The organism is Streptomyces sp. NPDC026394, assembly GCF_055567735.1.
This window is the reverse complement of record NZ_JBVHPX010000020.1, coordinates 73,161-98,307: the sequence shown is the minus strand read 5'-3', so window position 1 is coordinate 98,307 and position 25,147 is coordinate 73,161. Positions and strand designations below refer to the sequence as shown.

17 protein-coding genes and 1 pseudogene are annotated in these 25,147 nt (G+C 71.7%); 6 read left to right on the top strand and 12 right to left on the bottom strand.

Annotated features, from left to right (window positions below):
• Positions 1-37: 37 nt before the first annotated feature.
• Positions 38-1,747: a DUF4192 domain-containing protein gene (locus ACZ4QV_RS33120; RefSeq protein ID WP_467763795.1), complete on the bottom strand. Its 1,710-nt coding sequence runs from the start codon at positions 1,745-1,747 to the stop codon at positions 38-40.
• A gap of 126 nt (positions 1,748-1,873) precedes the next feature.
• On the opposite strand from ACZ4QV_RS33120, the gene ACZ4QV_RS33115 reads away from it, so the two are divergent.
• Entirely contained in the window at positions 1,874-4,039 is a 2,166-nt protein-coding gene (locus tag ACZ4QV_RS33115; RefSeq protein ID WP_361638406.1) for a RecQ family ATP-dependent DNA helicase, read from the top strand.
• A gap of 233 nt (positions 4,040-4,272) precedes the next feature.
• Positions 4,273-4,851 (top strand): annotated as a pseudogene (locus tag ACZ4QV_RS33110) (hypothetical protein); the annotation flags it as partial.
• Positions 4,852-5,248: 397 nt separating this feature from the next.
• Here the strand turns inward: ACZ4QV_RS33110 and ACZ4QV_RS33105 are convergent.
• From ACZ4QV_RS33105 to abc-f, 5 genes are all read right to left on the bottom strand, one after another.
• The gene (locus tag ACZ4QV_RS33105) at positions 5,249-5,905 is read right to left on the bottom strand and encodes a hypothetical protein (RefSeq protein WP_361590005.1); all 657 of its coding nucleotides are present in this window, start codon (positions 5,903-5,905) and stop codon (positions 5,249-5,251) included.
• 66 nt (positions 5,906-5,971) lie between these two features.
• The gene (locus tag ACZ4QV_RS33100) at positions 5,972-6,673 is read right to left on the bottom strand and encodes a ribonuclease HII (protein WP_361590002.1); all 702 of its coding nucleotides are present in this window, start codon (positions 6,671-6,673) and stop codon (positions 5,972-5,974) included.
• A 386-nt stretch (positions 6,674-7,059) separates the two neighbouring features.
• A complete protein-coding gene (locus tag ACZ4QV_RS33095) occupies positions 7,060-7,965 on the bottom strand; it encodes an ADP-ribosylglycohydrolase family protein (protein ID WP_361155740.1) in 906 nt (301 codons plus the stop codon).
• A gap of 11 nt (positions 7,966-7,976) precedes the next feature.
• The gene (locus ACZ4QV_RS33090; RefSeq protein WP_361155739.1) at positions 7,977-8,636 is read right to left on the bottom strand and encodes a histidine phosphatase family protein; all 660 of its coding nucleotides are present in this window, start codon (positions 8,634-8,636) and stop codon (positions 7,977-7,979) included.
• A gap of 107 nt (positions 8,637-8,743) precedes the next feature.
• Positions 8,744-10,363, bottom strand: coding sequence for a ribosomal protection-like ABC-F family protein (abc-f, locus tag ACZ4QV_RS33085; protein ID WP_467763794.1), 1,620 nt, complete (start codon positions 10,361-10,363; stop codon positions 8,744-8,746).
• A gap of 110 nt (positions 10,364-10,473) precedes the next feature.
• Between abc-f and ACZ4QV_RS33080 the strand changes: the two genes are divergently transcribed.
• Positions 10,474-11,175, top strand: a complete 702-nt coding sequence (locus ACZ4QV_RS33080) for a TetR/AcrR family transcriptional regulator (protein ID WP_467763793.1) — start codon at positions 10,474-10,476, stop codon at positions 11,173-11,175.
• Positions 11,176-11,303: 128 nt separating this feature from the next.
• Here ACZ4QV_RS33080 and ACZ4QV_RS33075 read toward each other — a convergent pair whose 3' ends face one another.
• Complete coding sequence (locus tag ACZ4QV_RS33075) at positions 11,304-11,909, bottom strand: YdbC family protein (RefSeq protein ID WP_361155734.1); 606 nt, start codon at positions 11,907-11,909, stop codon at positions 11,304-11,306.
• A gap of 68 nt (positions 11,910-11,977) precedes the next feature.
• The gene (locus ACZ4QV_RS33070) at positions 11,978-13,405 is read right to left on the bottom strand and encodes an amidase (protein ID WP_361638398.1); all 1,428 of its coding nucleotides are present in this window, start codon (positions 13,403-13,405) and stop codon (positions 11,978-11,980) included.
• Between the two features lie 122 nt (positions 13,406-13,527).
• Here ACZ4QV_RS33070 and ACZ4QV_RS33065 point away from each other — a divergent pair, with 122 nt between their 5' ends.
• On the top strand, positions 13,528-14,115 hold the full coding sequence (locus ACZ4QV_RS33065; RefSeq protein WP_361589993.1) for a TetR/AcrR family transcriptional regulator: 588 nt from the start codon (positions 13,528-13,530) through the stop codon (positions 14,113-14,115).
• A 336-nt stretch (positions 14,116-14,451) separates the two neighbouring features.
• Entirely contained in the window at positions 14,452-14,973 is a 522-nt protein-coding gene (locus tag ACZ4QV_RS33060) for a TerD family protein (protein ID WP_361155727.1), read from the top strand.
• Positions 14,974-15,145: 172 nt separating this feature from the next.
• Here ACZ4QV_RS33060 and ACZ4QV_RS33055 read toward each other — a convergent pair whose 3' ends face one another.
• Entirely contained in the window at positions 15,146-18,022 is a 2,877-nt protein-coding gene (locus ACZ4QV_RS33055; RefSeq protein ID WP_361638396.1) for a vitamin B12-dependent ribonucleotide reductase, read from the bottom strand.
• A 118-nt stretch (positions 18,023-18,140) separates the two neighbouring features.
• A complete protein-coding gene (gene nrdR, locus ACZ4QV_RS33050) occupies positions 18,141-18,671 on the bottom strand; it encodes a transcriptional regulator NrdR (RefSeq protein WP_361155723.1) in 531 nt (176 codons plus the stop codon).
• Positions 18,672-19,215: 544 nt separating this feature from the next.
• Between nrdR and lexA the strand changes: the two genes are divergently transcribed.
• Positions 19,216-20,004 (top strand): transcriptional repressor LexA, encoded by a 789-nt coding sequence (gene lexA, locus ACZ4QV_RS33045; protein WP_030020363.1) that lies wholly within the window; start codon positions 19,216-19,218, stop codon positions 20,002-20,004.
• Between the two features lie 433 nt (positions 20,005-20,437).
• Here lexA and ACZ4QV_RS33040 read toward each other — a convergent pair whose 3' ends face one another.
• Positions 20,438-22,411, bottom strand: a complete 1,974-nt coding sequence (locus ACZ4QV_RS33040; protein WP_358974970.1) for an ATP-dependent DNA helicase — start codon at positions 22,409-22,411, stop codon at positions 20,438-20,440.
• A gap of 41 nt (positions 22,412-22,452) precedes the next feature.
• On the bottom strand, positions 22,453-24,432 hold the full coding sequence (locus ACZ4QV_RS33035; protein WP_467763802.1) for an IucA/IucC family protein: 1,980 nt from the start codon (positions 24,430-24,432) through the stop codon (positions 22,453-22,455).
• Between the last annotated feature and the right edge of the window lie 715 nt (positions 24,433-25,147).

Genomic DNA, 25,147 nt, shown 5'->3' with positions numbered 1-25,147 from the left:
GCGCCCAGGTCACGCCGGCGCTCCCGCACCGGCGGGCTCACGGTCGGCTCCGGTCGGCGTTGCGGGCGGAGCGCCGCCCGCCCCGGCCGGTGCTCGTCCGCGCGGCGGGGCGGGTGCTCCCGCGCGGGCCGCCAGGGCGGTCGGAGCCACCGCAACGTCCGCTGCCACCGGGGCGCCCCGCCCTGCCGGGGCCGCCCGACTCGGCGGGCCGCTCCGCTCCGTCACCGCGGCCGCTCCCGTCCGGCCGGGTCGTCCCCGGAGAGGCGCCGGGCGCAGCCGCCGGGCCGTCCACGAGCACCGGTACGGAGTCATGCCCGGACGCCAGTGCGACTCCGCTCGCCGGTGCGCCATCGGCTCGTTCGTCCCGCTCTTCCCGCTCTTCCCGCTCTTCCCGCAGGCAGCGGCGCAGTGTTTCCGGGTCCAGCCCTTGGTTGATGCCGCGGTGCAGCAGTTGGGCGAAGAGGTACTCGGGATCCAGGGTCAGCGCGCGGCCGAGCGCGACGCGGGCGGACGGCTGGTCACCCGTCGCCCAGGCGACCCAGCCTGCCAGGGAGAGCGGTGCCACGGCGTATTCGGCGTAGCCGCCGACGCAGCGGCGGGAGAGCGCCTGCCACAGGCGCAGCGAGGGTTCGGCGTCGGGCCCCTCCGTCCACTCCGCTGCGCGGTCCCGGGCGACGCGGTCCTGGAGTCCGAGGATGAGACGGGCGGCCTCGGCGTCCGTCAGGAGTGCGTCGTCGCAGGCGTCCCTGGCCCGGCGGCTGCCCGTGGGCGGGTCCTCACGGAACCGGCGGAGCAGGTCGCTCGCCCGGGCCAGGGTCTCCGCCCGTACGGGTGCCGCCGCGTCCTCTTGGATCATGCGCGGGACGAGCGCCTGGGCCTCGGCGTCCAACGCGCTCGTCTGCCCCGCCGCGCGCGGCCCGGTCCAGGCGGTCAGCCGGGCCTCCATCTCGCGCAGCGACCCGCGTACTTGGATGCCCGCGTAGGCAGCGGCGGCGGCCATCACCGACGTACCCGCGGGGGTCAGCGGCGTGCCTGCGGCGGGACAGCAGCGGAAGTCGGGGCAGCAGTAGGACCAGAAGCGGCCGTCGGAGATGCACAGCGCGTCGAGCACCGGGACGTCCAGCGTCCCGCAGGCGACGCGCAGCATCTGCGCGAGCGGGCTGAGGCGCTCCTTCACGTCCCAGCCGCTCTCTCCCTGCGCCGGTTCCTGACAGAGGTAGACGATGATCCCTTCGGGGCGGGAGCGACGCTCCTCGCCGAGCGTCACGAGCGAGCCCGCGAGCTGCTCGGACACGTACCCCCACTGGGTCCGGTCGGTCGGGATGCCGAGGCGGGCCCGGCTGCCGAACCGCCCCCGCTCACCGTGCAGGCCGACGAGGACGATGCTGTCGTCCGGGAAGAAGCCGAGGAGGTACGGCAGCGCGTCGGCCAGCTCGGCCGGGCCGCGCAGGGTGACCCTGGCCTCTTCGGTCTCGTCGCCGTCCTCGGTGTCCTTGGCCGCGGCGGCGGTCGTGGCAGCGGTCAGGGCCGGGTGGGAAGGCGAGGCCGGCCGGTAAGGGACGGCCGAGGCGGACGGGCGGGTCGGTACGGACGGGCGGGGCTGGTCGGAGCGGCCGAGTCGATCGGACTTCGCGGGCTGACCGGACTGACCGGGACGCTCGGGCTGGCCGGACCGCTTGTACCGACCGAGCTGCTCGGACTGCTCGGACCGCTCGGGCTGGCTGGATGATTCGCTGTGCTGGTTCATGGCTCGAAGGTCCCGCGATCCGCCGCACCGCCGCGACCCCTGTGGATAACTCGCGGGTGACGGAAGTTGTCCACAGCATCGGGCGGCGGTTCGCGCGTTGTCAGTGGCATCGGGTTGCATGGAGCCATGAGCAACGAAGACCTGCGCGCCTCGGCCGATGCCGTCCTCTCCCGCCTCGTCGGGGATCCCGGCGGTACGGCCAGGCTGCGCGAGGACCAGTGGCGGGCGATCGAGGCGCTGGTCGCCGAGCACCGCCGCGCGCTCGTGGTGCAGCGGACGGGCTGGGGCAAGTCGGCGGTCTACTTCGTCGCGACCGCGCTGCTGCGCGAGCGGGGCAGCGGCCCTACGGTGATCGTCTCGCCGCTGCTCGCGCTGATGCGCAACCAGGTCGAGGCGGCGGCCCGGGCCGGGATCCGCGCGCGCACGATCAACTCGTCCAACACCGAGGACTGGGACACGATCCAGGCCGAGGTGGCGGCGGGCGAGGTCGACGTTCTGCTCGTGTCGCCCGAGCGCCTCAACAACCCCGACTTCCGCGACCAGGTGCTCCCCAAGCTGGCCGCCGCCACCGGCCTGCTGGTGGTCGACGAGGCGCACTGCATCTCCGACTGGGGCCACGACTTCCGGCCCGACTACCGGCGGCTGCGTACGATGCTCGCCGACCTCCCGCCCGGTGTGCCCGTGCTCGCCACCACGGCGACGGCCAACGCACGGGTCACCGCCGACGTGGCCGAGCAACTGGGCACCGGCGAGGGGGCGGCCGAGGCGCTCGTCCTGCGGGGCCCGCTGGACCGGGAGAGCCTGAGTCTGGGAGTGCTCCCGCTGCCGGACGCCGCGCACCGGCTGGCCTGGCTCGCCGATCATCTGCACGAGCTGCCGGGCTCGGGGATCATCTACACCCTCACGGTCGCCGCGGCCGAGGAGGTCACCGCCTTCCTGCGGCAGCGCGGCCACACGGTCGCCCCGTACACGGGCAAGACGGAGAACGCGGACCGCCAGCAGGCCGAGGACGACCTGCTCGGCAACCGTGTCAAGGCCCTGGTCGCCACCTCCGCGCTGGGCATGGGCTTCGACAAGCCCGACCTCGGGTTCGTGGTGCACCTCGGTTCGCCGTCCTCCCCCATCGCCTACTACCAGCAGGTCGGGCGTGCCGGGCGCGGTGTCGAGCACGCCGAGGTGCTGCTGCTGCCCGGCCGCGAGGACGAGGCGATCTGGAAGTACTTCGCTTCGCTGGCGTTTCCTCCCGAGGAGCAGGTGCGCCGGACGCTGGACGTCCTGGCGGGATCGGACCGTCCGCTGTCGCTGCCGGCCCTGGAACCGCTGGTGGAGCTGCGCCGCTCACGTCTGGAGACCATGCTGAAGGTGCTCGACGTGGACGGCGCGGTCCACCGGGTCAAGGGCGGCTGGACCGCGACCGGCCGCCCGTGGACGTACGACGCCGAACGCTACGCCTGGGTGGCGCGGCAGCGTGAGGCCGAGCAGCAGGCCATGCGGGACTACGCCACGACCACGGGCTGCCGGATGGAGTTCCTGCGGCGGCAGCTGGACGACGAGGCCGCGGTGCCGTGCGGCCGCTGCGACAACTGCGCGGGAGCCCGCTTCACCGCCGAGGTGTCCGCCGCCTCGCTGGACGCGGCACGTGGCGAGCTGGGGCGGCCGGGGGTCGAGGTCGAGCCGCGGCGGATGTGGCCGACCGGGCTGCCCGCCGTCGGTGTCGACCTCAAGGGACGCATTCCGGCAGGTGAGCAGAGTGCCACCGGGCGTGCGCTGGGCCGGCTCTCCGACATCGGGTGGGGCAACCGGCTGCGGCCGATGCTCGCGGCGCAGGCCCCCGACGGACCGATTCCGGACGATGTGGCGTCCGCGGTGGTGACGGTGCTCGCCGACTGGGCGAAGGGCCCCGGAGGCTGGGCCTCGGGGGCCCCGGACGCCCCGGCGCGTCCGGTGGGGGTCGTGACGCTCGACTCCCGTACCAGGCCGCAGCTGGTGCGTTCCCTCGGGGAGCGCATCGCCGCCGTCGGGCGGATGCCGTTCCTGGGGACGGTGGTGTACGGAGAGGACGGACCGGACACCCGGATTCCGCGCAGCAACAGCGCGCAGCGACTGCGGGCGCTGCACGGATCGTTGAGTGTCCCGCCCGAGTTGGCGCAGGCCCTGGCGTCGGCGGGCGGCCCGGTGCTGCTGGTGGACGACTACGCGGACACCGGCTGGACCTTGGCCGTGGGCGCTCGCCTGTTGCGCCAGGCGGGAGCCGCCGGAGTGTTTCCGCTGGTCCTTGCCGTGCAAGGGTGAGGTGAAGGGGGGCGTCGGGCGTCAGAGGCCCGTGCGGCGGGCATGAATGGAGCAGACGCGGCGCCCGATTCCGGCCCTGCGCGCGACGAGTTCATTGCCGCATGTCTGTACGAACGTAAGAATTGGACCCGCTTCCCCGTACCCGCCGTCCGCGGCCCGGTACGGCGGTCCGCAGCCGTGCCCGCACGGCTCGCCGCCGCCCGGTGTGCGGACGCGTAGACGAAGGGAGGACCGTGACCTTCGGCTTCGCCCAGCCCCCGGATGTTTCCCTGCCCACGTCCGCCGATTCCGCCGCCCGGCTGAGCCGCATGCTGGAGCCGTCCGAGTGGGCGTCGGCCGGAATTCCCTTACTGCGCAACCCGCGTGAGGTCGTCACCGGCTTGCACGACCGGCATCTGCCGGGCCTTTCGACGGCCGTCGTGGCGGTGCTCGGGCCTGAGGAACGTGTCGTCGCCAGCGCGTCGTTCGTCCAGCACGCCGCGGCCCCGGACGGCTGGGAGTTCCGCAACGCGCTGCTGGCCCAGCTGCGCCAGGTCGTCCCGCACGACCTGCGGTTACGGGCGCCGGTCCGTACGGCCGTCCTGCTCTACTGCCGGGAGGGCGACCCGCGTTGGACGGAGGCGGACGGTGCCTGGATGTGGGGACTGCGCGACGCGTGCACGTTGCACGGACTTCGCTGCGGCGCGTACATCACGCTGACCCGCGGCGGCTGGCAAGTACTGGGCGAGGGGCGCGGCGGCCGGCGACCGCGCTCCGTCACACGCCCCGCCCACCTGCGCGGTGCGGGGCAGCCGCAGCATCCGGATGTACCGGAATCGCACGGTCCGGCCGAGCGGCGCACGATGCCGGAACAGGACCCGCAGGAAGGTTCGGAGCAGGCCGGAAGCGCCGTGCTGCCGGAAGCGTCCGGGCGCACCGGCGGAACACGGCGGTCCGGACCACCGTCGCCGCCCGGTTCACCGGAACGAATCGCTCCGGTGGAGCGGTCCCGTTCCGCGGAACGGACGCGCACGCCAGGGCCGCAGCCGCACGCCGGAGAACCGCGGCCCCCTGCGGAACCGCCGCACAACGACGGACGGCGCACGCCACGACGCGGCACGGCCGGCGCACTGGAGGCGAGACGGCGCGCCGCGGCCCGCTGACGGCCCGCACCCGGCACGAGACGCCCGGACGGCCCGTGGCCGCCGGGCTTCCCCCTGACAGCGCCGGTCAGGCGTGCACGCCCAGGAGGGCGTTGATCCGCTCCGGGTCGCCGCAGACGACCAGGAGCGCTCCGGCCCGGGTCATCGCGGCGGGCAGAGCCCGGGCGACGGTCTGCTCGGCGCCACCGTTGACCGCGACGACCACGACGGGCCGTCCGGTCGCACGCTCGGCGGTGGCGTCCGCGTAGAACACGTCGTCCGCGGCATCCTGCTGCGCCCAGTAGGCCGCTTCGCCGAAGGACAGTTCGTGCGCGGCCCACGGGTGCGGCTCACCGGTGGTGAGCACCAGGATGTCGCTCGGCGCACGTCCGGAGTCCAGCAGCAGATCGACGGCCTCTTCGGCGGCGTCGAGCGCGCCGTTCTCCGGGGCCGGGATGAGCTGGATCTGCGCTCCGGAAGCGGCGCCGGCGGCACCGGCGGTCGCAGTGGGTTGCTTGGGGCCCGGGCGCTGCGCCGGAGGAGCGCCGGCCGGCCCGCGGGACGGCGTGGCGGGTCCGGGCTTGCCGGGGCGGGCGCTGGCCGCGGGGGCGCCGCGCGGAGGCGCGGGGCGGGGACCGGGGCCAGGAACAGGACGGGGGGTCGACGCGGTGCGGCCGGCGGCCGGAGTTGCGCGGGGACCCGGGACACTCTCGTGAATCTGAGGCTCCTCGGGGATGAGAGGCATAAAAGGATGTCTATCAAACGTAGGTGCGGAACATGTCATCGGGTACCGAATTCATGCCCGCACCGCTCAGAAGTCGAAGCCGAGTTGGCCACCGGCCTCCAGAGCGGCTGCTTCGGGGGTGCTGCGCACCTTCTTCAGGTGGCGCCAGCGGGGCAGGGCGTCCATGTAGGACCACGACACCCGGTGGTGGGCCGTGGGGCCGTACTCCTCCAACGCCGCACGGTGCGCCGGCGACGGGTAGCCGGCGTTGTCCGCGAAGGCGAAGTCGGCGTGTACGCCCACCAGTTCACCCATCATCGTGTCGCGACGGACCTTGGCGAGCACGGAGGCCGCAGCCACCGCGATGCAGGACTGGTCACCCTTGATGACCGTCCGGACCTGCCAGGGGCCGCCGAGGTAGTCGTGCTTGCCGTCGAGGATGACCGCGTCCGGACGGACCGGCAGCGCTTCGAGGGCGCGGACGGCCGCGAGCCGCAGTGCCGCGGTCATGCCCAGGTCGTCGATCTCCTCCGGGGAGGCGTGGCCCAGGGCGTGCGCCGTGACCCAGCCGTCGAGCACTTCCGCGAGTTCGTTGCGTCGCTTGGGTGTCAGCAGCTTGGAATCGGTGAGTCCGTCCGGCGGGCGGCGCAGTCCGGTGACGGCTGCGCAGACGCTGACCGGGCCGGCCCAGGCGCCGCGCCCGACTTCGTCCACCCCAGCGATGATCTTGGCGCCCGTGGTGGCGCGAAGCGATCGCTCGACGGTGTGGGTTGGGGGCTCGTACGGCATGGCGCCAGCAAGCGTACGCCTAATCGTGGCGGCCGTGCGCACCGGGTGCCACCTGACCGCCCCGCTTCCGCTGCCGATCATCGGTGACAACCCCGGGAGACGGTGACGCGGGGGCTGACCAGCGACTTTTCGATCAGGCCCGGCCGGGAGGCAGCACCTCGGTACATGGGCGGCCCGCCCGGCGGGAAAGTTGATCAACTACGCGTCTGACGGGCATCCTTGCTCTCCGGCCGCGGCTTCGCCCCCGGCCTCCCGGGCCACGGGCCCAGTCGGAGAGCCACGGCCCGGCCGGCATCCCGGCCTCCCTCGCCACGGTTCTTCCGGAGAGCCACGGCCCGGCCGACGCCCGGGCCTCCCCCGTCACGGCTCCGCCGGAGAGCCGCAGATCAGCCGGAAAGCGTCGGCATCCAGCTCGGCAGCGGTTCCGTGCGGTCCGTCCAGTCCTGGGGCGGTGCGGCGCCACCCGCCGCGACGATCCCGCCCACGATGGCGCAGGTCGTGTCCACGTCTCCCCCCGCCTGTGCGGTGGCCCACAGCGCCTGTTCGAAGTCGCCGAGGTGGCGCGCGGCGGCCCACAGCGTGAACGGAACGGTGTCGTGGGCGCTGGTCCGGCGCCCACAGCCCAGCACCGCGGCGACCGTGCCGGCGTTGCCGTAGTCGAGCATGTCCCGGGCCCGCCGCAGACCGGCCTGTACGGCGCTGCGCGGGATCAGCGCCAGGACGCCGTCCAGCAGTGCCTCGGGGGCGGGTGTACGGCCGGGGGCCGCGGCCAGCGCGGCCGCGGCGGCCACCGCCATCGCGCCGACCACCGCTTCCCGGTGCTGGTGGGTGGTGTACGCGGAGATCTCGGCCTGGTGCGTCGCCTGCTCGGGGTCGTCCGCGTACCAGGCACCGAGCGGGGCGATGCGCATGGCCGCGCCGTTGCCCCAGGAGCCCTGGCCGTTGAAGAGCGCCGAGGCCAGCTCGCGCCAGTCGCCGCCCTCCCGGATCAGCCGGAGCATGCGGTTCACGGCCGGGCCGTAACCGCGGTCGAAGTCGTGGTGGTCGGCGAAGGACCGGGCGAGGGCGTCCTGGTCGATACGACCGTGGTCCGCGAGCACGGCGACGACCGAACAGGCCATCTCCGTGTCGTCGGTCCACTGCCACGGGGACGGCGGCAGCTCACGGCGTTTGAGGTTGGGGTAGTTGGCGGGAACGAAGAACTGGGAGCCGAGGGCATCGCCCAGGGAAAGTCCGCGCAGGCTGCTGAGGGCCCGCTCGAAGCGGTCTGCGTCACGGTGGTCGGCGCTCATCGGTGTGCACTCTAACCGGTGATGCCGTACGACTCCGGTTCACACCAGCGCTCGAACGGTCGGTCCAGCGTGTACCGGCCGTTCGGGCCCAGGAGCAGTGAGCGCCACTCCGCGTTCCCCGGATTGGACAGGGATTCGAACTCCGCCACGGTCCAGTGGAACCACCGCATGCAGAAGAGCCGCATGGTCAGCCCGTGCGTGACGATCAGGACGTTGGGCGGATGGTCCGGTTGCTCGAAGCTGCGCCACAGACTCTCCAGGAACGCGCCCACGCGGTCGTACACATCGGCGCCGGACTCCCCCTGCGCGAAGCGGTAGAAGAAGTGGCCGTAGGCGTCGCGGTAGACCTTCTGCAGGCGTACGTCCTCGCGGTCCTGCCAGTTCCCCCAGTCCTGCTCGCGCAGCCGCGGCTCCTCGCGGACCCGGACCCGGTCCATGTCGAGGCCGAGCGCCTGGAAGGTCTGGTGCGTGCGGCGGTACGGCGACACGTACGCGGAGACCCCCTCGTCGCCGAACATCGCACGCAGCGGGCCGCCGGCCTCCTCGGCCTGCCGCAGCCCGTCCTTCGTCAGGCTCAGCGCGTGGTCGGGCTCCCGTTCGTAGACCGTGTCGTCGGTGTTCCCCTCCGATTCTCCGTGGCGGATGAGGACGATGCGTCGGGGCCGTGCCATGCCGCCACCCTAAAACGGTTGCTCTGTACATGCCTCATGCCCCGGTACCCCGCTGTCGCCGGGGCCAGCCGCACCGTCGCCATCCGTTCACCCGCCCTCCCCTTCGGTCACCGGTCGCCGCACACCACCCGCCCGGCCCGTATCTCGCACCGGCGGCCGCCGAATCGGCGGCCGAGCAGCCGGTCGTGCGAGACGACGACCAAGGCACCCGGCCAGACGGCGAGCGCCGCGTCCAGCTCCTCCACCAGACCGAGCGCGAGATGGTTGGTCGGCTCGTCCAGAAGCAGGAGGTCTGCGGGGCGAGCCAGCAGACGCGCCAAGGCCAGCCGGCGCCGCTGCCCCGCCGAGAGAGCCCCCACCGGCACCTGCAGATCGCCCTTCCGGAACAGGCCGAACGACAGAAGAAGTTCGGCGAGCTCTTCCGGGTCACCGGAAAGGCCGTGGCCGAAGGCGGACAGCAGCCGCTCCCGCGGCCGGGCCACCGGTATTTCCTGTGCCAGGTAGCCGATACGCCCCCGCCGCGCGACGGTGCCCGCATCGGGCTGCTGCACCCCCGCCAACACCCGCAGCAGCGTGCTCTTCCCCGCCCCGTTGGCCCCGCGGATCAGCAGCCGCTCCCCAGCCGCGACGGTCAGCGTGTCCACCGTCAGCCTGTCCCCCACCCGTACGCCGTCCAGCTCGACCAGCGCGCCCTCGGTGTCTCCGGTCGCCGGTGCCGCACGGAAGCGGAGGGGCTCCGGCGGCTTGGGGACCGGAGCCGCGTGCAGCCGGCGGAGCCGTTCCTGAGCGTTACGCACCCGTCCGGCCACCGATGCCTGGACCCGTCCGCCGGCCCGGTCGTACGCCATCTTGTTGTTGTCCTTGATCGCCCGCCCCTGGGCGACGTCGTGCGCGGCGCCCGCCGCGAACTCCGCCAGCCGCGCGGTCTCGGCGCGCCACTGCTCGTACTCCTGCTCCCAGCGGCGGCGGGCCGCGGCCTTGGCGGCGGTGAAGGTGCCGTATCCGCCGCCGTACCGGACGACGGTGCGGCGGTCCGCGTCCACCTCGACGATCGTGTCCGCCACGCGCTGCAGGAAGAGACGGTCGTGCGAGACGGCGAGGACCGTGCCGCGGTGGGCCGTCAGCGCGCCCTCCAGCCAGTCCAGCGCCTCCGCGTCGAGGTGGTTGGTCGGCTCGTCGAGCAGCATCACCTCGGGTGACGCGGCGATCAGGCAGGCGATGCCCAGCCTGGCCTGTTCGCCGCCGGAGAGACTGCCGAACGGCCGGTCCCGCTCCACGTGCCCGACGCCGAGGCCGTGGAGCGCCTTGTCGACCCGCGCGTCGGCCTCGTAACCACCGCGCAGTTCGAAGATGCCCAGCAGTCGGCCGTATTCCTCCAGGTCTTCCGGTCTCCCGGCGCCCAGGCGCGCCTCCAGCGCCCGCAGCCGACTTTCCATGTCGCGGAACTCCGCCAGGGCCGCGTCCACCGCCTGACCGACCGTGCAGTGCGCCGGCAGGTCGGGGACCTGACCGAGACAGCCCGTACCGCCGTCGGCGGTCAGTACGACCCGGCCTTCGTCCGGCCGCTCCAGGCCGGCCACGATCCGCAGCAAGGTCGACTTGCCCGCACCGTTCTCCCCCACGATGCCGACCCGGTCTCCGGGGCGCACCGAGAGGGAGACGCCGTCCAGCAGAAGCCGGTCGCCGTAGGACTTGCTCACCTCGTGAAGCGAGATCTGTGTGGTCATGCGGGCCCCCCGACTCGTCGGTGCGCACTGCACCACGAACTCAAACGCTACGCTTGTAGCATTACGTCGATGATGGCACAGTCGCCGCGCTAACACAACAGGAGTTGCAGTTGCCCGAAGCCCCGGAGTCTCCCGCCCCCGGCCCCGGCACCCGCCGCCCGGGCGGGCGCACCGCCCGCACCCGCGCCGCCGTCCGCGACGCCGTACTGGCCGGCCTGGTCGAACACGGCTACCCCGGCCTGACCGTCGAGTACGTCGCGGAGCATTCGGGCGTGCACAAGACGACGCTCTACCGCCGCTGGGGCAGTCTCGAAGGGCTGCTGGCCGACGCCCTCGACCTGGCCGGCGAAGACAACTGGACGCCGCCCGACACCGGGTCGCTGGAAGGTGATCTGCGGGCGCTCGCCCGCGAAGTGGTGGCGTCGTTCACCGATCCGCTCACGTCGGTCTCCGGCTCCGCGATCATCGCAGCCGCCTTCCAGTCGCGGCAGGCCGCCGACGCACTGAGCGCCTACTACGAGGAACGCTTCAAGCGCTGCGAGCCCTTGGTGCAGCGCGCGGTCGAACGCGGCGAACTCCCGGCCGCCCGGGAGGGCGGTATCGACGCCGGAGCGCTATCGCGCGCCGCATGCGCACCGCTCTTCTTCCGCCTCTTCATCACCCGCGAACCGGTCGACGAGCGCACCGCCGACCAGGCTGCCGCGGCGGCGGTGGCAGCCGCGCACGCCGGAGTTTTCACCCTGGCGAGGGACGAGGAGCGCATCGCCTCAGCCAGCGGGGCGAAGGAGACCGGCACGCACACACAGCCGTGAGCCGAGCGTCCGCCCAGCCGTGAAACGACTGCCCGCATCCACACGGGTAAGAATGCTCACGTCGCCGTGTGAGGGGACGTCCGCACCGTCGTGAGCGTGAATGCGGACACCATCGGGGGCAGCGCCCCTCACACCGTCCACGCAGGTTCGAGGTCGGCGACATCGCCGGTCACGGCACGTACGTCGGCCTCCGTCTGCGCGCGGAGGCCGAGCCGCTCCACCCGTTCCGGCCGGTACTTCCCCCGCTCGGCCGCCGACTCCCACATCGACAGGATCAGGAACTCCTCCCCGGGCGCGCGCCCCAGCAACCCGCGCAGCATCCCCGGGGAGCCGGCCATGGCCGGATTCCATACCTTCTCCTGCATCAGCATGAAGTGGTCGACCCGGTCGGCGCGCACCTGACAGTGCGCCATCCGCAGCACGTCGGCGTCGGCGAACACCGGCCGGAAGCCCACCTTCACGTCGAGTTCGTACTCGAACAGGCGCACCCGGGAGTCCTTGAACGTGCCCACCTGGGCCGCCGCCAGCCGGTCGTGCGAGCGCGCCATGAAGGAGTCGTAGAACGCCCTGCTCTCCCAGAAGGCGACCAGATGCGCGACCGACGGCCGCGTCCGGCTCCACCCGCCGCCCTGCCCACGGAAGCCCGGCTCGCCGAGCAGCCCCGCCCATTTGCGCTGCCCTCTCTCGAACCCCCGGCGGTCCACGACCGTGCATCTAATCCACTTGACCAGCACCGCGCCATCGTACGGCCCGGCGGGGCCCGACATCACCGCGCGTCACGCTCCCGCCACACCGAACTCCCCTACGGGCGCGGGCCGATGGGAGTGATCACTCCGAGCCTCCGCTCCACGGCCTCGGCGGCTTCCAGACACAGGTCCTCCCGGTAGGCACGGCCGACGAGCTGCACGCCGTACGGGAGCCCCGCCTCCACCCCGGTCGGCACGGCCACCGCCGGTACGCCCACGAAGCTCGTGGCCGTACACAGGCGCATCGCCCGCTGGACGCGCGCATGCCCCTCCTGGTCGCGCATCTCCAGCCCCGGCTCGAAGGGCGGCTCGGTGAAAACGGGCGCCAGCAACAGCGGGTAGGTGTCCAGGAATTCGGCCCACGCCCTCTGGATGCCGAGCCGCGCGCCGGTCAGGCGGAGGTATTCCGGCACGTCCATCGGGAGGGCGTCCCGTGCTGCCTCCATCGACATCTCGATGTAGCGATGTCCTTCCTTGCCCAGGAGGTTCCGCACCATGGGCCAGGTAGGGGCGAATTCGGCCAATGTCATACGGCCGTACACCTCAAGCGCTTCATCCAGACGCGGTACGTCCGGGACCTCGCACACCTCGTACCCGGCGTCGCGCAGCGCGTCCGCCGCGTCCTCGACGGCCTTGCGGACCGAGGGGTGCACCCCCGCGCCGCCCGGGTCGGTGACCATCGCGACCTTCGTCGGGCGCGGGAGCTCCGCACCGTACAGGGGCACCGGCACCGCCCTCGGGTCCCGTGGATCGGTACCCGCGAGCGCTTCGTAGGCCAGGCGCAGATCGCCGACCGTACGGGCCAGCGGCCCGTCGACCACCAGCACCTGTGTGGCGAACGCGGGATCCTCCGCGCCGATGCGGTGGTCGGCGGGAAAGCGCCCGTATGTGGGCTTCAGGCCCGCCACACCGCAGAAGGACGCCGGCAGTCGCACCGATCCGCCGGAGTCGTTGCCCAGCCCGATAGCGGCCATGCCGCTGGCCACGGCGGCGGCGTCGCCTCCACTGGTCCCGCCCGGCGTGACACCGGGCGCCCAGGGGTTGGCGGTGTCCCCGTACAGCTCGCTGCGCGTGTGGACGCCCGCCAGGATGAGTGTGGGCATGTTGCTGTGCCCGATCGGTACGGCGCCCGCGGCGCGCAGCCGCGCCACCGGGGGCGCATCGGAGTGCGCGACATTGTGGCGGAAGCGTTCCGCGCCGTACGTGGTCGGCACCCCTTCGATCGCGGTGGTCTCCTTGACCGTGAAGGGCACCCCGGCGAGCGGCCCCGGGTCCTCCCCCGCGGCGCGCCGCCGGTCCACCGCGGCCGCGTCCGCACGCGCCCGGTCGGCGAGGAGCTGTGTGACGGCGTTGACGGCCGGGTTGACCTCTGCGATCCGTTCCAGATGGTGTTCGACCACCTCGACAGCGGTGACCTCGCCGCTTCGTACGGCGGCCGCCTGGGCCCCGGCCGGCAGCTCCCACAGAGCCTGCTGCGCTCCCACTTCGCGCTCCCTCGTCCTTGGACGTCCACGACGGGCAGGCCGCCGCACACGCGTTCCGATGCAAGTGCATCACATCGTACCCTTGACATCGATACACACGCATCGGATTACGGGAGCGCCCCATGCCCAAGCAGGTGGACCACGAGAGCCGCCGCCGGCAGATCGCCGAGGCCGTCTGCCGCCTCGCCGACGAGCACGGCCTGGAGGGCGTCACCCTCAGGGACGTGGCGGCGCGCGCCGACGTGTCCATGGGCGCGGTCCAGCGCTGTTTCCGCACCAAGGAGGAGATGCTGGTCTTTGCGCTCGGCCACATCGGGGCACGGATCTCCGCCCGGGTGGCGGCGCGGCTCGCCGAGTCCCCCGCACAGTCGGCCCGTACGGCACTCGGGCACGCGACCACCGAGATCTCCCTGCTGCGCCCCGAGCACCGGGCCGAGGCGCGCGTCTGGCTCGCCTTCGTCGCCCAGGCCGCGGTCAGCCCCGCGCTGGCCGGGATCCTGCGCGACAACTACACCGGCCTGCACAGCCTTTTCACGCGCCTCATCTCCGAAGCCACCGCGACACCCGACGCGGAACGCGAGGCGCGCACACTGCTCGCCCTGACCGACGGCCTGACCACTCACGTCCTGATCGGCCACCTCGCACCGGAGGCAGCGCTCGACGCGCTGGACAGCCACCTGGCGCGCCTCTGGGGAGACGTGGCTGTCTGAGCGATTCCCGCCCGCGCCCAACGGACCGCGCCTCGCGACCTTCGACCTTCGACCTTCGACCTGGCGTCAACTCGCCGCCCTCGACGCCAACATCGCGGCGCCGCCGCACAATGGCCCTGACCAGGGCCCCAGCCTTCGCCCGCTCCAACACGCATACCCCGTACGAGTCACTGGTGGAACTTCAGTCCTACTCGATACGTCGGAGTAGCAGTACGCGTACCAGTCCTGCCGACCGGACGGCGTCGCCCCGACCGCCGGGGCAGGGCTTGCGGAGCGTGACACCATTGGTGGAACGCCTTGCACAGCCCGGGAGTTGCAACACCGGAAGGGATCTCTGTGAGCAGCCTCAACAAAGGGATCGGCAAAGTCGAAGTGACCCTCAAGTGGGACCCCAGCCCCGCGGGCACTCCGGCCCACGACCTGGACCTCATCGCCGCGACCTACACCAAGGACGACCCGCGCGGGGCACCCGACTACCTCGTGCACTTCGACAGCCGCTCACCCGACGGCACCATCGTCCTCAGCCGTGACAGCCGGACCGGCCTGGGCTTCGGCACCGACGAGGCCATGGTGCTGGAACTGAACCGACTGGCGAACACCTATGCACGCGTGGTCGTCGGCGTGGCCATTCAGCAGCGCGGCGGACACAAGACGTTCGGGGATATAGCCAATACCGCCTTCCGCATCAACGAGGGATACGACGAACTGGCGGCGGGCGACTTCTCGGTGACCGCCGGAGCCACCGCGGCGGTGATAGCGGAATTCGCACGGGACGAGTCGGGCGAGTGGCGGTTCCTTTCGTCCGTGCGGGGCTTCGACACCGACCCGGAAACGTTCGTCACCGTCATGGGCGGCTGACGGACGGCACACGCCGAGGTGTCGGTGAAAACGTCGTCGGGCGTCGGAAAGGCGTCGGCATTTCGCTGAATCCTGCGGGCGGACCCACATGGTCCGGATACAAAGACGCAGGGTGGGGAGCCGGAATTCCGGCTCCCCACCCTGGTCAATCAGTCACCCGCGGGTGCCGATGTCAGCTGCACCCGCTGGTCGAGCCGCAGCCCTCGCACAGGTAGCAGCTGCCGGCGCGCTGCATCTTGGTGCCGCAGGAGAAGCACAGCGGAGCGTCGGCGTTGATGCCGAGCTGCATCTCCACCAGTTCCGCGTTGGTGTGCGCCTGCTTGGGGGCCGGGGCCGCGGTCTCCTCGACGATCTCTGCCGTCGAGGACCCCGTGGCCGACTCCAGGTGGCGCGGCGCGGACTGGGCCAGGCTCTCGACGTCGAGCTCCTCCTCGTCGACCGGCTCGTACGAACCGGTCTCCAGGTGGCGCTGACGCTCCTCGACGGAGTGGATGCCGAGCGCGGAGCGGGTCTCGAAGGGCAGGAAGTCCAGCGCCAGGCGGCGGAAGATGTAGTCGACGATCGACTGCGCCATCCGCACGTCCGGGTCGTCCGTCATACCGGCCGGCTCGAAGCGCATGTTGGTGAACTTCGAGACGTACGTCTCCAGCGGCACGCCGTACTGGAGGCCCACCGAGACGGCGATGGAGAAGGCGTCCATCATGCCCGCGAGGGTCGAGCCCTGCTTGGACATCTTCAGGAAGACCTCGCCCAGACCGTCGTCCGGGTAGGAGTTGGCGGTCATGTAGCCCTCGGCGCCGCCGACGGTGAAGGAGGTGGTGATGCCGGGACGGCCCTTGGGCAGACGCTTGCGGACCGGACGGTACTCGACGACCTTCTCGGCCGGCTTCTCCTCGGTCTTCTTCTCCTCCTCCTTCTTCTTGGCGGAGAGCGGCTGGCCGACCTTGCAGTTGTCGCGGTAGATCGCCAGGGCCTTCAGGCCGAGCTTCCAGCCCTCGAAGTAGACCTCCTCGACCTCTTCGACGGTGGCCGACTCGGGGAGGTTGACGGTCTTGGAGATCGCGCCGGACAGGAACGGCTGGGCCGCCGCCATCATGCGTACGTGGCCCATGGCCGAGATGGAGCGCTCGCCCATGGCGCAGTCGAAGACCTCGTAGTGGGCGGGGTCCAGGCCGGGGGCGTCGATCACATTGCCGTTGTCGGCGATGTGGGCGACGATCGCCTCGACCTGCTCCGGCTGGTAGCCGAGCCGCTTGAGCGCCTTGGGGACCGTGTTGTTCACGATCTGCATGGAGCCGCCGCCGACCAGCTTCTTGAACTTGACCAGGGCCAGGTCCGGCTCGACGCCCGTGGTGTCGCAGTCCATCATCAGGCCGATGGTGCCGGTCGGCGCGAGCACCGACGCCTGCGCGTTGCGGAAGCCGTTCTTCTCGCCGAGGCGGATGACGTCCTGCCACGCCTCGGTGGCCGCGGCCCAGACCGGGGTGTCCAGGTCGTCCATGCGCTTGGCGGTGCCGTTGGCGTCCGAGTGCTGCTTCATGACGCGCTTGTGGGCGTCGGCGTTGCGGGCGTAGCCGTCGTACGGGCCGACGACCGCGGCCAGCTCGGCGGAGCGCTTGTAGGAGGTGCCGGTCATCAGGGAGGTGATGGCACCGGCCAGGGCGCGGCCGCCGTCCGAGTCGTACGCGTGGCCGGTGGCCATCAGCAGGGCGCCGAGGTTGGCGTAGCCGATGCCCAGCTGGCGGAAGGCGCGGGTGGTCTCACCGATCTTCTCGGTGGGGAAGTCCGCGAAGCAGATGGAGATGTCCATCGCGGTGATGACCAGCTCGACGACCTTCGCGAAGCGCTCGGCGTCGAACGACTGGTTGCCCTTGTCGTCGTCGCGCAGGAACTTCATCAGGTTCAGCGAGGCCAGGTTGCACGAGGAGTTGTCCAGGTGCATGTACTCGCTGCACGGGTTCGAGGCGGTGATCCGGCCCGACTCCGGCGAGGTGTGCCAGTGGTTGATCGTGTCGTCGTACTGGATGCCGGGGTCGGCGCACGCCCAGGCGGCCTCCGCCATCTTGCGGAACAGACCCTTGGCGTCGATCTCCTCGATGACCTCGCCGTTCATCCGGCCGCGCAGGCCGAACTTCGAGCCGGTCTCCACGGCCTTCATGAACTCGTCGTTCACGCGGACCGAGTTGTTGGCGTTCTGGTACTGGACGGACGTGATGTCGTCGCCGCCCAGGTCCATGTCGAAGCCCGCGTCCCGCAGGGCGCGGACCTTCTCCTCCTCCTTCACCTTGGTGTCGATGAAGGCCTCGACGTCCGGGTGGTCCACGTCCAGGACGACCATCTTGGCCGCGCGGCGGGTGGCGCCGCCCGACTTGATCGTTCCGGCGGACGCGTCGGCGCCGCGCATGAAGGAGACCGGGCCCGAGGCGTTGCCGCCGGAGGACAGGAGCTCCTTGGAGGAGCGGATGCGGGAAAGGTTCAGGCCGGCACCGGAGCCGCCCTTGAAGATCATCCCCTCTTCCTTGTACCAGTCCAGGATCGAGTCCATGGAGTCGTCGACGGAGAGGATGAAGCACGCGCTGACCTGCTGCGGCTGCTTCGTGCCGACGTTGAACCACACCGGGGAGTTGAAGCTGAAGACCTGGTGGAGCAGGGCGTACGCCAGCTCGTGCTCGAAGATCTCGGCGTCCGCCGGGGAGGCGAAGTAGCCGTTGGCCTCGCCGGCCTTGGTGTACGTCTTCACGACCCGGTCGATGAGCTGCTTGAGGCTCGACTCCCGGGTGTCGGAGCCCACCGCGCCGCGGAAGTACTTGCTCGTGACGATGTTGACCGCGTTCACCGACCAGAACTCGGGGAACTCGACGCCACGCTGCTCGAAGTTGATCGAGCCGTCGCGCCAGTTGGTCATGACGACGTCACGGCGCTCCCACGCCACCTCGTCGTACGGATGCACGCCGGGAGTGGTGTGGATGCGCTCGATACGCAGACCCTTGCTCGCCTTGCTGCCCTTGGCGCGGGAGCCTCGTGCCGGGCCGCTCGTCGTCTCTGTCATTCCGCCTCCCTGTACGGGCAAACGCCCATATGTGCGCACTTGTTCCGTGGCACGGTGTGTGTCTGTCTGGCACCAGGGCGCCTGCATTTGCCCTGGTCAGGTCTGTGGTGTGCCGATCTCAGTCGGCGGCGGTGGCAGGCACCGGGACCGCCGGCTGTCCGGCGCTCCCTTCGCACCCGCACTCCCGCGCGGGCGCCGCCCGCTCGCTCTGCTCCCGCAGCTCGGCGATGGCCGCCTCGAAGTCTTCCAACGAGTCGAAGGCGCGGTACACGCTGGCGAAGCGCAGGTACGCGACGAGGTCGAGTTCCTGCAGCGGGCCCAGTATGGCCAGCCCGACGTCGTGGGTGGACAGCTCGGCGCTGCCGGTGGCGCGCACGGCCTCCTCGACCCGCTGCCCCAGCTTGGCGAGGGCGTCCTCGGTGACCGGCCGGCCCTGGCACGCCTTGCGCACGCCGGCGATCACCTTGTTACGGCTGAAGGCCTCGGTGACCCCGCTCCGCTTGATCACCATCAGTGACGCCGTCTCGATGGTGGTGAAACGGCGGGAGCAGTCCGGGCACTGACGGCGCCGGCGGATCGAGGTGCCGTCATCGGTGGTGCGGCTGTCGACCACCCGGCTGTCGGGGTGCCTGCAGAAGGGGCAATGCATGAATTCACCCTCCTCACCCTCGAAAAATTACGGTCGTACGCCCATGGTCCCGGCGTACGGCTGATGACCTCCGGGCCGCCCTCACGGGCCCCTCGGAGCGACCCCAAGCATAGGCGATCCCCGGAGCCCCGAGAGACATCAGCACCACAACTTCTGGGCGGCTGTAGTCATCAAAGCACTACATGTGGTGTCGGGAGGTCATCCGCGCCCCCAGCGTGTCGTGGCGGGGCGGGCCGTCGGGGGCCGCTCGGAGGGCCGCCGACGAGGGTACGGGACAGGCCCCGGGCGCGGCTCCGGCGGGGCGGGGATGACAGAATCGGTACGTCGCGGCACCCGGATCGGACCCGGCGGGACGGCGCGTACTCCCGACCGTCAGCTCGGGGCGAAGAGTACCGCAATGACCCGAATTGCCTTTCGGCTATACACCTAAGCCCGTGATCAGGTCAGCTAATCCGGAAATTTTCACTCGAACGTGTGTTTGGCGCAACCTTTCGAAAGCAACTACCGTTGGCTAACTAGGGAGCACATTCCGAGAGGGGCCGACGTGACCACCACCGCAGACAGCGCCACCATCACCGCCCAGAGCCACTCCCAGAGCCGATTCGATCCGACCCGGAAACCGCCGATGGACGACGCCATGAACCCCGAGGGGCAGAAGCCAGCCCGCTCACTGCCCGGCCGTCCTCCAGGCATCCGCGCCGACAGTTCGGGACTCACCGACCGACAGCGCAGGGTCATCGAGGTCATCCGGGATTCCGTCCAGCGCCGCGGCTACCCGCCGTCCATGCGCGAGATCGGCCAGGCGGTCGGGCTGTCCAGCACCTCGTCCGTCGCCCACCAGCTCATGGCTCTGGAGCGCAAGGGATTCCTGCGCCGCGACCCGCACCGCCCCCGGGCGTACGAGGTCCGCGGCTCCGACCAGCCGAGCAGCGCGCCCACCGACACGGCCGGCAAGCCCGCCGCGTCCTACGTCCCGCTCGTCGGCCGGATCGCCGCGGGCGGTCCCATCCTCGCCGAGGAGTCGGTCGAGGACGTCTTCCCGCTGCCCCGGCAGCTCGTCGGCGACGGCGAACTGTTCGTCCTGAAGGTCGTCGGTGACTCGATGATCGAGGCCGCGATCTGCGACGGCGACTGGGTCACCGTGCGTCGCCAGCCCGTGGCGGAGAACGGCGACATCGTCGCCGCCATGCTGGACGGCGAGGCCACGGTCAAACGCTTCAAGCGCGAGGACGGCCACGTCTGGCTGCTCCCGCACAACGCCGCCTATCAGCCCATCCCCGGTGACGAGGCCACCATCCTCGGCAAGGTGGTAGCGGTGCTGCGGCGGGTCTGACCCCTCCCCTCGACCGAGCCCCGGGACCACTGCGCCGGTCCCGGGGCTTGGTTTTGCGCCTAGACCGGCGCCGCTTTCGCGGAGGGGTTGGGCTTCGTGGGGGTTGCTCAATTGATGGTGGGGTCACGGAGGGGGCGGGGGTGGGCTGGGGCGGGAGCGGAAGGTGCGTGGGGTGTGGGCGGCTGCTCGTTCCGTCGAGATGTGTTCGGCGCGACCGGAATGGGCTTCGCTGGGGCGGTGAATGCCCGCTGCCCGTCCGTACGAGCTGCGTGGCGGACGACCGAACGCGGAATGGCCGACGTGCACCCGGCGCAGGTCCCGTGAGGAGCGGCGCCGGGGGCGGGAGGCGGCTGCTGGAGGCGCCTGTGATGCCGCTACGCCCCCGAGTGGGGCGGCCGGAGCATGGGGCTCCGGTTGCCGGCCGCAGGGCCGTTCACGCCTCCTCTGCGGCTTTGGCTGCCGCGTCGATGGCGGCCAGGGAGCGGCGGACCTGGTTGCGGTCGGTGGTGTACCAGAACTCGGGCATGGACCGGCGCAGGAACGAACCGTAACGGGCACGCTCGACGCGGGGGTCCAGTACGGCGACGACGCCGCGGTCGCCCGTGGCGCGTACGAGACGGCCTGCTCCCTGGGCCATGAGCAGGGCGGCGTGGGTCGCCGCGACCGCCATGAAGCCGTTGCCTCCGGCCTCCTCCACGGCCTTCTGCCGGGCGCTCATCAGGGGATCGTCGGGGCGCGGGAACGGCACCCGGTCCATGACCACGAGCTGGCAGTTCGGACCCGGCACGTCGACGCCCTGCCACAGTGAGAGAGTGCCGAACAAACACGTACGGGCGTCCGCGGCGAAGGTGCGGATCAGTTCGCCGAGGGTCTCCTCGCCCTGGAGGAGGATCGGCATGTCCAGCCGCCCGCGGAGGTTCTCGGCGGCGGCCTGGGCGGCGCGCATGGAGGAGAAGAGGCCGAGCGTACGGCCGCCGGCGGCCTCGATCAGTTCGGCCAGCTCGTCGAGCATGTCCGTACGGCTGCCCTCACGGCCCGGCTGGGCCAGGTGCTTGGCGACGTACAGAATGCCCTGCTTGCCGTAGTCGAACGGGGAGCCGACGTCCAGGCCCTTCCACTGCGGGACGTCCTCGCCCTCCGTGCCCTCCGGGGCCAGCCCCAGGGAGGCGCCGACGCCGTTGAAGTCCCCGCCCAGCTTGAGGGTGGCTGACGTGAGCACGACGGAACGGTCGGCGAAGAGCTTCTCGCGCAGCAGGCCGGAGACCGACAGGGGCGCGACGCGCAGCGAGGCGCCGAAGCGGTCGTGGCGCTCGTACCAGACGACGTCGTACTCGGAGCCGTTGGCGATGCGCTCGGCGACCGCGTGGACGTTCTCGACGGAGGCCAGGGCCTGCTTGCGCACGGCGTCCTCGTCCTGGACGGACTTGTCGCGGGTCGAGCCGAGGGCCGAGATCACCGTACGGGCCGCGTCCCGCAGCGCCATCAGGCAGTACCCGAGATCCTCGGGGATCTCCTCCAGGCGGCCGGGCAGCGCCAGCTCCATCAGGCGCTCGAACGTCTCCGAGGCGGTCTGGAGCTGGTCGGCGGCCTTCTCGTTGACCAGCTTCGCGGCCCGCTTGACGGCCCGGTTGACCTGGCCGGGGGTGAGCTCCCCGGTGGCCACGCCGGTGACCCGGGAGACCAGCTCGTGGGCCTCGTCGACGATCAGTACGTCGTGCTGGGGCAGCACCGGGGCGCCCTCGATGGCGTCGATGGCCAGCAGGGCGTGGTTGGTGACGATCACGTCGGCGAGCTTGGCGCGCTCACGGGCCGCCTCGGCGAAGCACTCCGCGCCGTACGCGCACTTCGAGGCGCCCAGGCACTCCCGGGAGGAGACCGAGACCTGCCCCCAGGCGCGGTCGGAGACACCGGGGGTGAGGTCGTCGCGGTCGCCGGTCTCGGTCTCGTCCGCCCAGTCGCGCAGCCGCAGCAGGTCCTTCCCCAGCTTGCTGGTGGGCGTCGCGTGCTCGAAGGGGTCGAAAAGGCCCTCTTCCTCCTCCTGCGGGACGCCCTCGTGCAGACGGTGCAGGCAGACATAGTTGGAGCGGCCCTTGAGCATGGCGAACTGCGGACGGCGGCGCAGCTGCGGATGCAGGGCCTCGACCGTGCGCGGCAGGTCGCGCTCGACCAGCTGGCGCTGGAGCGCGAGGGTGGCTGTGGCCACCACCACACGATCGCCGTGGGCCAGCGCCGGCACCAGGTAGCCGAGCGACTTCCCGGTGCCGGTGCCGGCCTGTACGAGCAGGTGGGAGCTGTCTTCGACCGCTTCGGCGACGGCTTCGGCCATGGCGACCTGGCCGGGGCGCTCGGTGCCGCCGACAGCGGTGACGGCGGCGTGCAGCAGATCGGGGAGGGAGGGCTTCGTCATAGCGTTGCCACCCTACGCGGGCCCACTGACAATCTGCTCGGTCACGGGTGGTGGAGGGGGTTCGGCACGGTGCCGTGGACGGCGGCGTGCGGGCGCTGGGCACGGTCGCGGTATCCGTCGAGGTGGAGCCGGTTGCGGTTCAGGCAGAGCCGGGCGATGCGGGGGGTGAGCAGGTCGAAGGTTTCGTGGCGCTTCTTCAGGTGTGGGAAGCGCCCCTGGTGGCGCAGGATCTCCGCCCGTACGAGCGACCAGAACTCAGCCTCCGGGACCGCGAGTTGCTGCTCGCACAGCGGGGCGAGGTAGCGGAAGACCCCGACGAAGAGTCCGGAATGGAGGAACTGGGTGAGGAACTCCGGCGGTTCGGTGAGCAGCACCGCGCGGACGTCGGCGGGCATGGTGGCGTGCTCCGGCAGCGGCTCGGCGCTGGTGTTGACGTCGTCGACGAAGTCCTTGACCGCGAGGCGGGTGGGGACGTCCCGCTGGTCGAAGACGACGATGGCGTTCTCGCCGTGCGGGGAGAAGACCGTGCCGTACTGGTAGAGGAAGTGCAGCAGGGGCGGTAGGAGGGCGGCGAAGAGACGGCGCAGCCAGACGCGGGGTGCCAGGCCGGAACGGTGCACCAGCTCTGCCGTTAAAGCCCGCCCGTGCGGGTCGGTCTGCAGGAGCGCGGCCAGGGTGCGGGCCCGCTCCCCCGGGTCCAGACAACGGCTGATCGGCTCCCGCCAGATACAGCCCAGCAGTTCCTTGTACTGGTACGGGACGCCGGGCAGCCGGTCGTACAGGGGGTGTTCGACGGTGACGGACGCGGTCTCGCCGAGCAGGATCACCCGGGTCTCGTCGCGCAGGTACGGGTCGGCGTCGCGCAGGCCCTGGACCCAGGCGGTGACGGCGGGGGCGGCGATGGTGCGTTCGGTCGGCAGGCCGCGCCAGACCAGGGTGTTGAGGACGGAGAGCGGGAGCTTGACCGTACGGGCTCCGGGGCGGCTGGTGTTGAGGAAGGTGCGGATGGACTGCTGGGGCAGTCGCAGGTCGTTGTCAGTGGTGAGTGGGACGATGGATTTGTCGGCGAGTTGGGGGGCGAAGAGGGGCGCGACGGTCTCGTCCCACTGCCAGGGGTGGACGGGGAGGTAGAGATAGTCGGCGGGGTCGAGGCCCTGCGAGGAGAGGGTGCGGGCGAAGGTGGCACGGGTTGCGGGGGTGAGTTCATCGGCGTAGAGACGATCGGGCGTGGCCAGGGCCGGGACGCCCCGGTAGACGGCCAGCCGGCGGTGCGCGGCGATCCAGGGCAGCCGCTGCGGGGTGCGGGCCTCGGGTGACCAGACGGCGGCGTCGGTCGCCGAGAAGCCCAGCCGCCCCTTGTTGGCGACGAGCCAGGGGTGGCCGGTCTGGTGCCCTTCCAGGGCGGCGTAGTCGAGGTCGGCGAGCTCCGCCGCGCTGAGGGCCGTGGCGTCCAGGCGGGTGTCGGCGGCGAGCGTGGCCGTCAGCTCGCGGATGAGGTGGCCGGTCGTGTCACCGGACAGGCCCAGGACGTTGTCGTGGGCGTGGAAGAGGAAGTGAAGGGGGTCGCCTGTGGGGGTGATGGAGTCGGGGTCGACACGCCAGTGTCCGTACGCGCCGCGCCGGGCCCGGAAGCGGTAGGTGACGTCGTCGCTCAGCCGCAGACGGTAGAGGCGGGAGGGGGAACCGTCGGCGCTACAGGGGCCGGTGCGGGTGCCGGTGCGGGGTGGGTCCGGTGGGGCGCCGTCCGGGCTGCCGCCTGGAGGGAGGTCCGGGGTGCGGTCCGGGGTGCCTGGGTTGCGGTCCGGGGTGCCTGGGTTGCGGTCCGGAGGGTCCGGAGTGAGATCCAGGGTTTCCGGAGTGAGGTCCGGGAGGCTGTCGGCGGTGCCGTCAGGGGCACCGCCGGGGGTGCTGCCGGGATCGCCGTGTCCGTCGCGCGGTCCGGGGACGGGGGTGGCACTCAGGTCGGGTTCCGGGGTGATGACCTCCTCGTACGCGAACTCCGCCAGGATCTTGGCGAGCAGCCGGCGAGCGGCTCCCTGCCACACACGGTGGCTGTCCGTCCCCCCGCCGGGCAGCTCGTCCCGGGGGACTTCGGACGCTTCGGGAGCTCCGGGGGCGGGGAAGGCGTGGCCGGGGACGGTGAGGGCGACAGCCGTGGGGTGGACGGCGTCCGGAGTGCCGGAGGCTTGGGCGGGCTCGGAGGCGGGACCGGGGGCGGGGGCGGAATCGCCTACGCCGGGGCGGCTGAGGTGGCTGTCGCCGGGAGCGGTGACCTCGGGGCTGTCGGCGCCACGGTCGAGGGGGTCCGGGCTGTCGCTGCCGGAGTCACCGGCACCGGAGGCGGGGCTATGGAGAGGTTCGGAAGAAGGACGCAAGGCGGGACTCCTGGGGACGAGACCTGAGCGACACGGACAGTGCGCGGAGAAATGGGGTCAGGTGTGGAGACGCGGGCAGTGCGAAGGGTGCGGGTGGAGGGAGTCGAGGGGTTGGAGGGACTGAAGGGGGACGAGTGGACGTGCGGGCTGTGGGTGGGGCGGCCGAGTGGGCTGCCGCCGGAGAGAGAGGCTGGGAGACGGCATGGGGTCGGCCGACCGTAGGGGATCAACGAGCGGCCGGAAGTCGAAGCACGGCGCCAGGACGGGGAGACGTACAGGGACAGCGAACGGCCGGAGGTCGCAAGACGGCGCCAAGACGGCGAACCGTACAGGGACAGCGAACGGCCGGAGGTCGGACGAC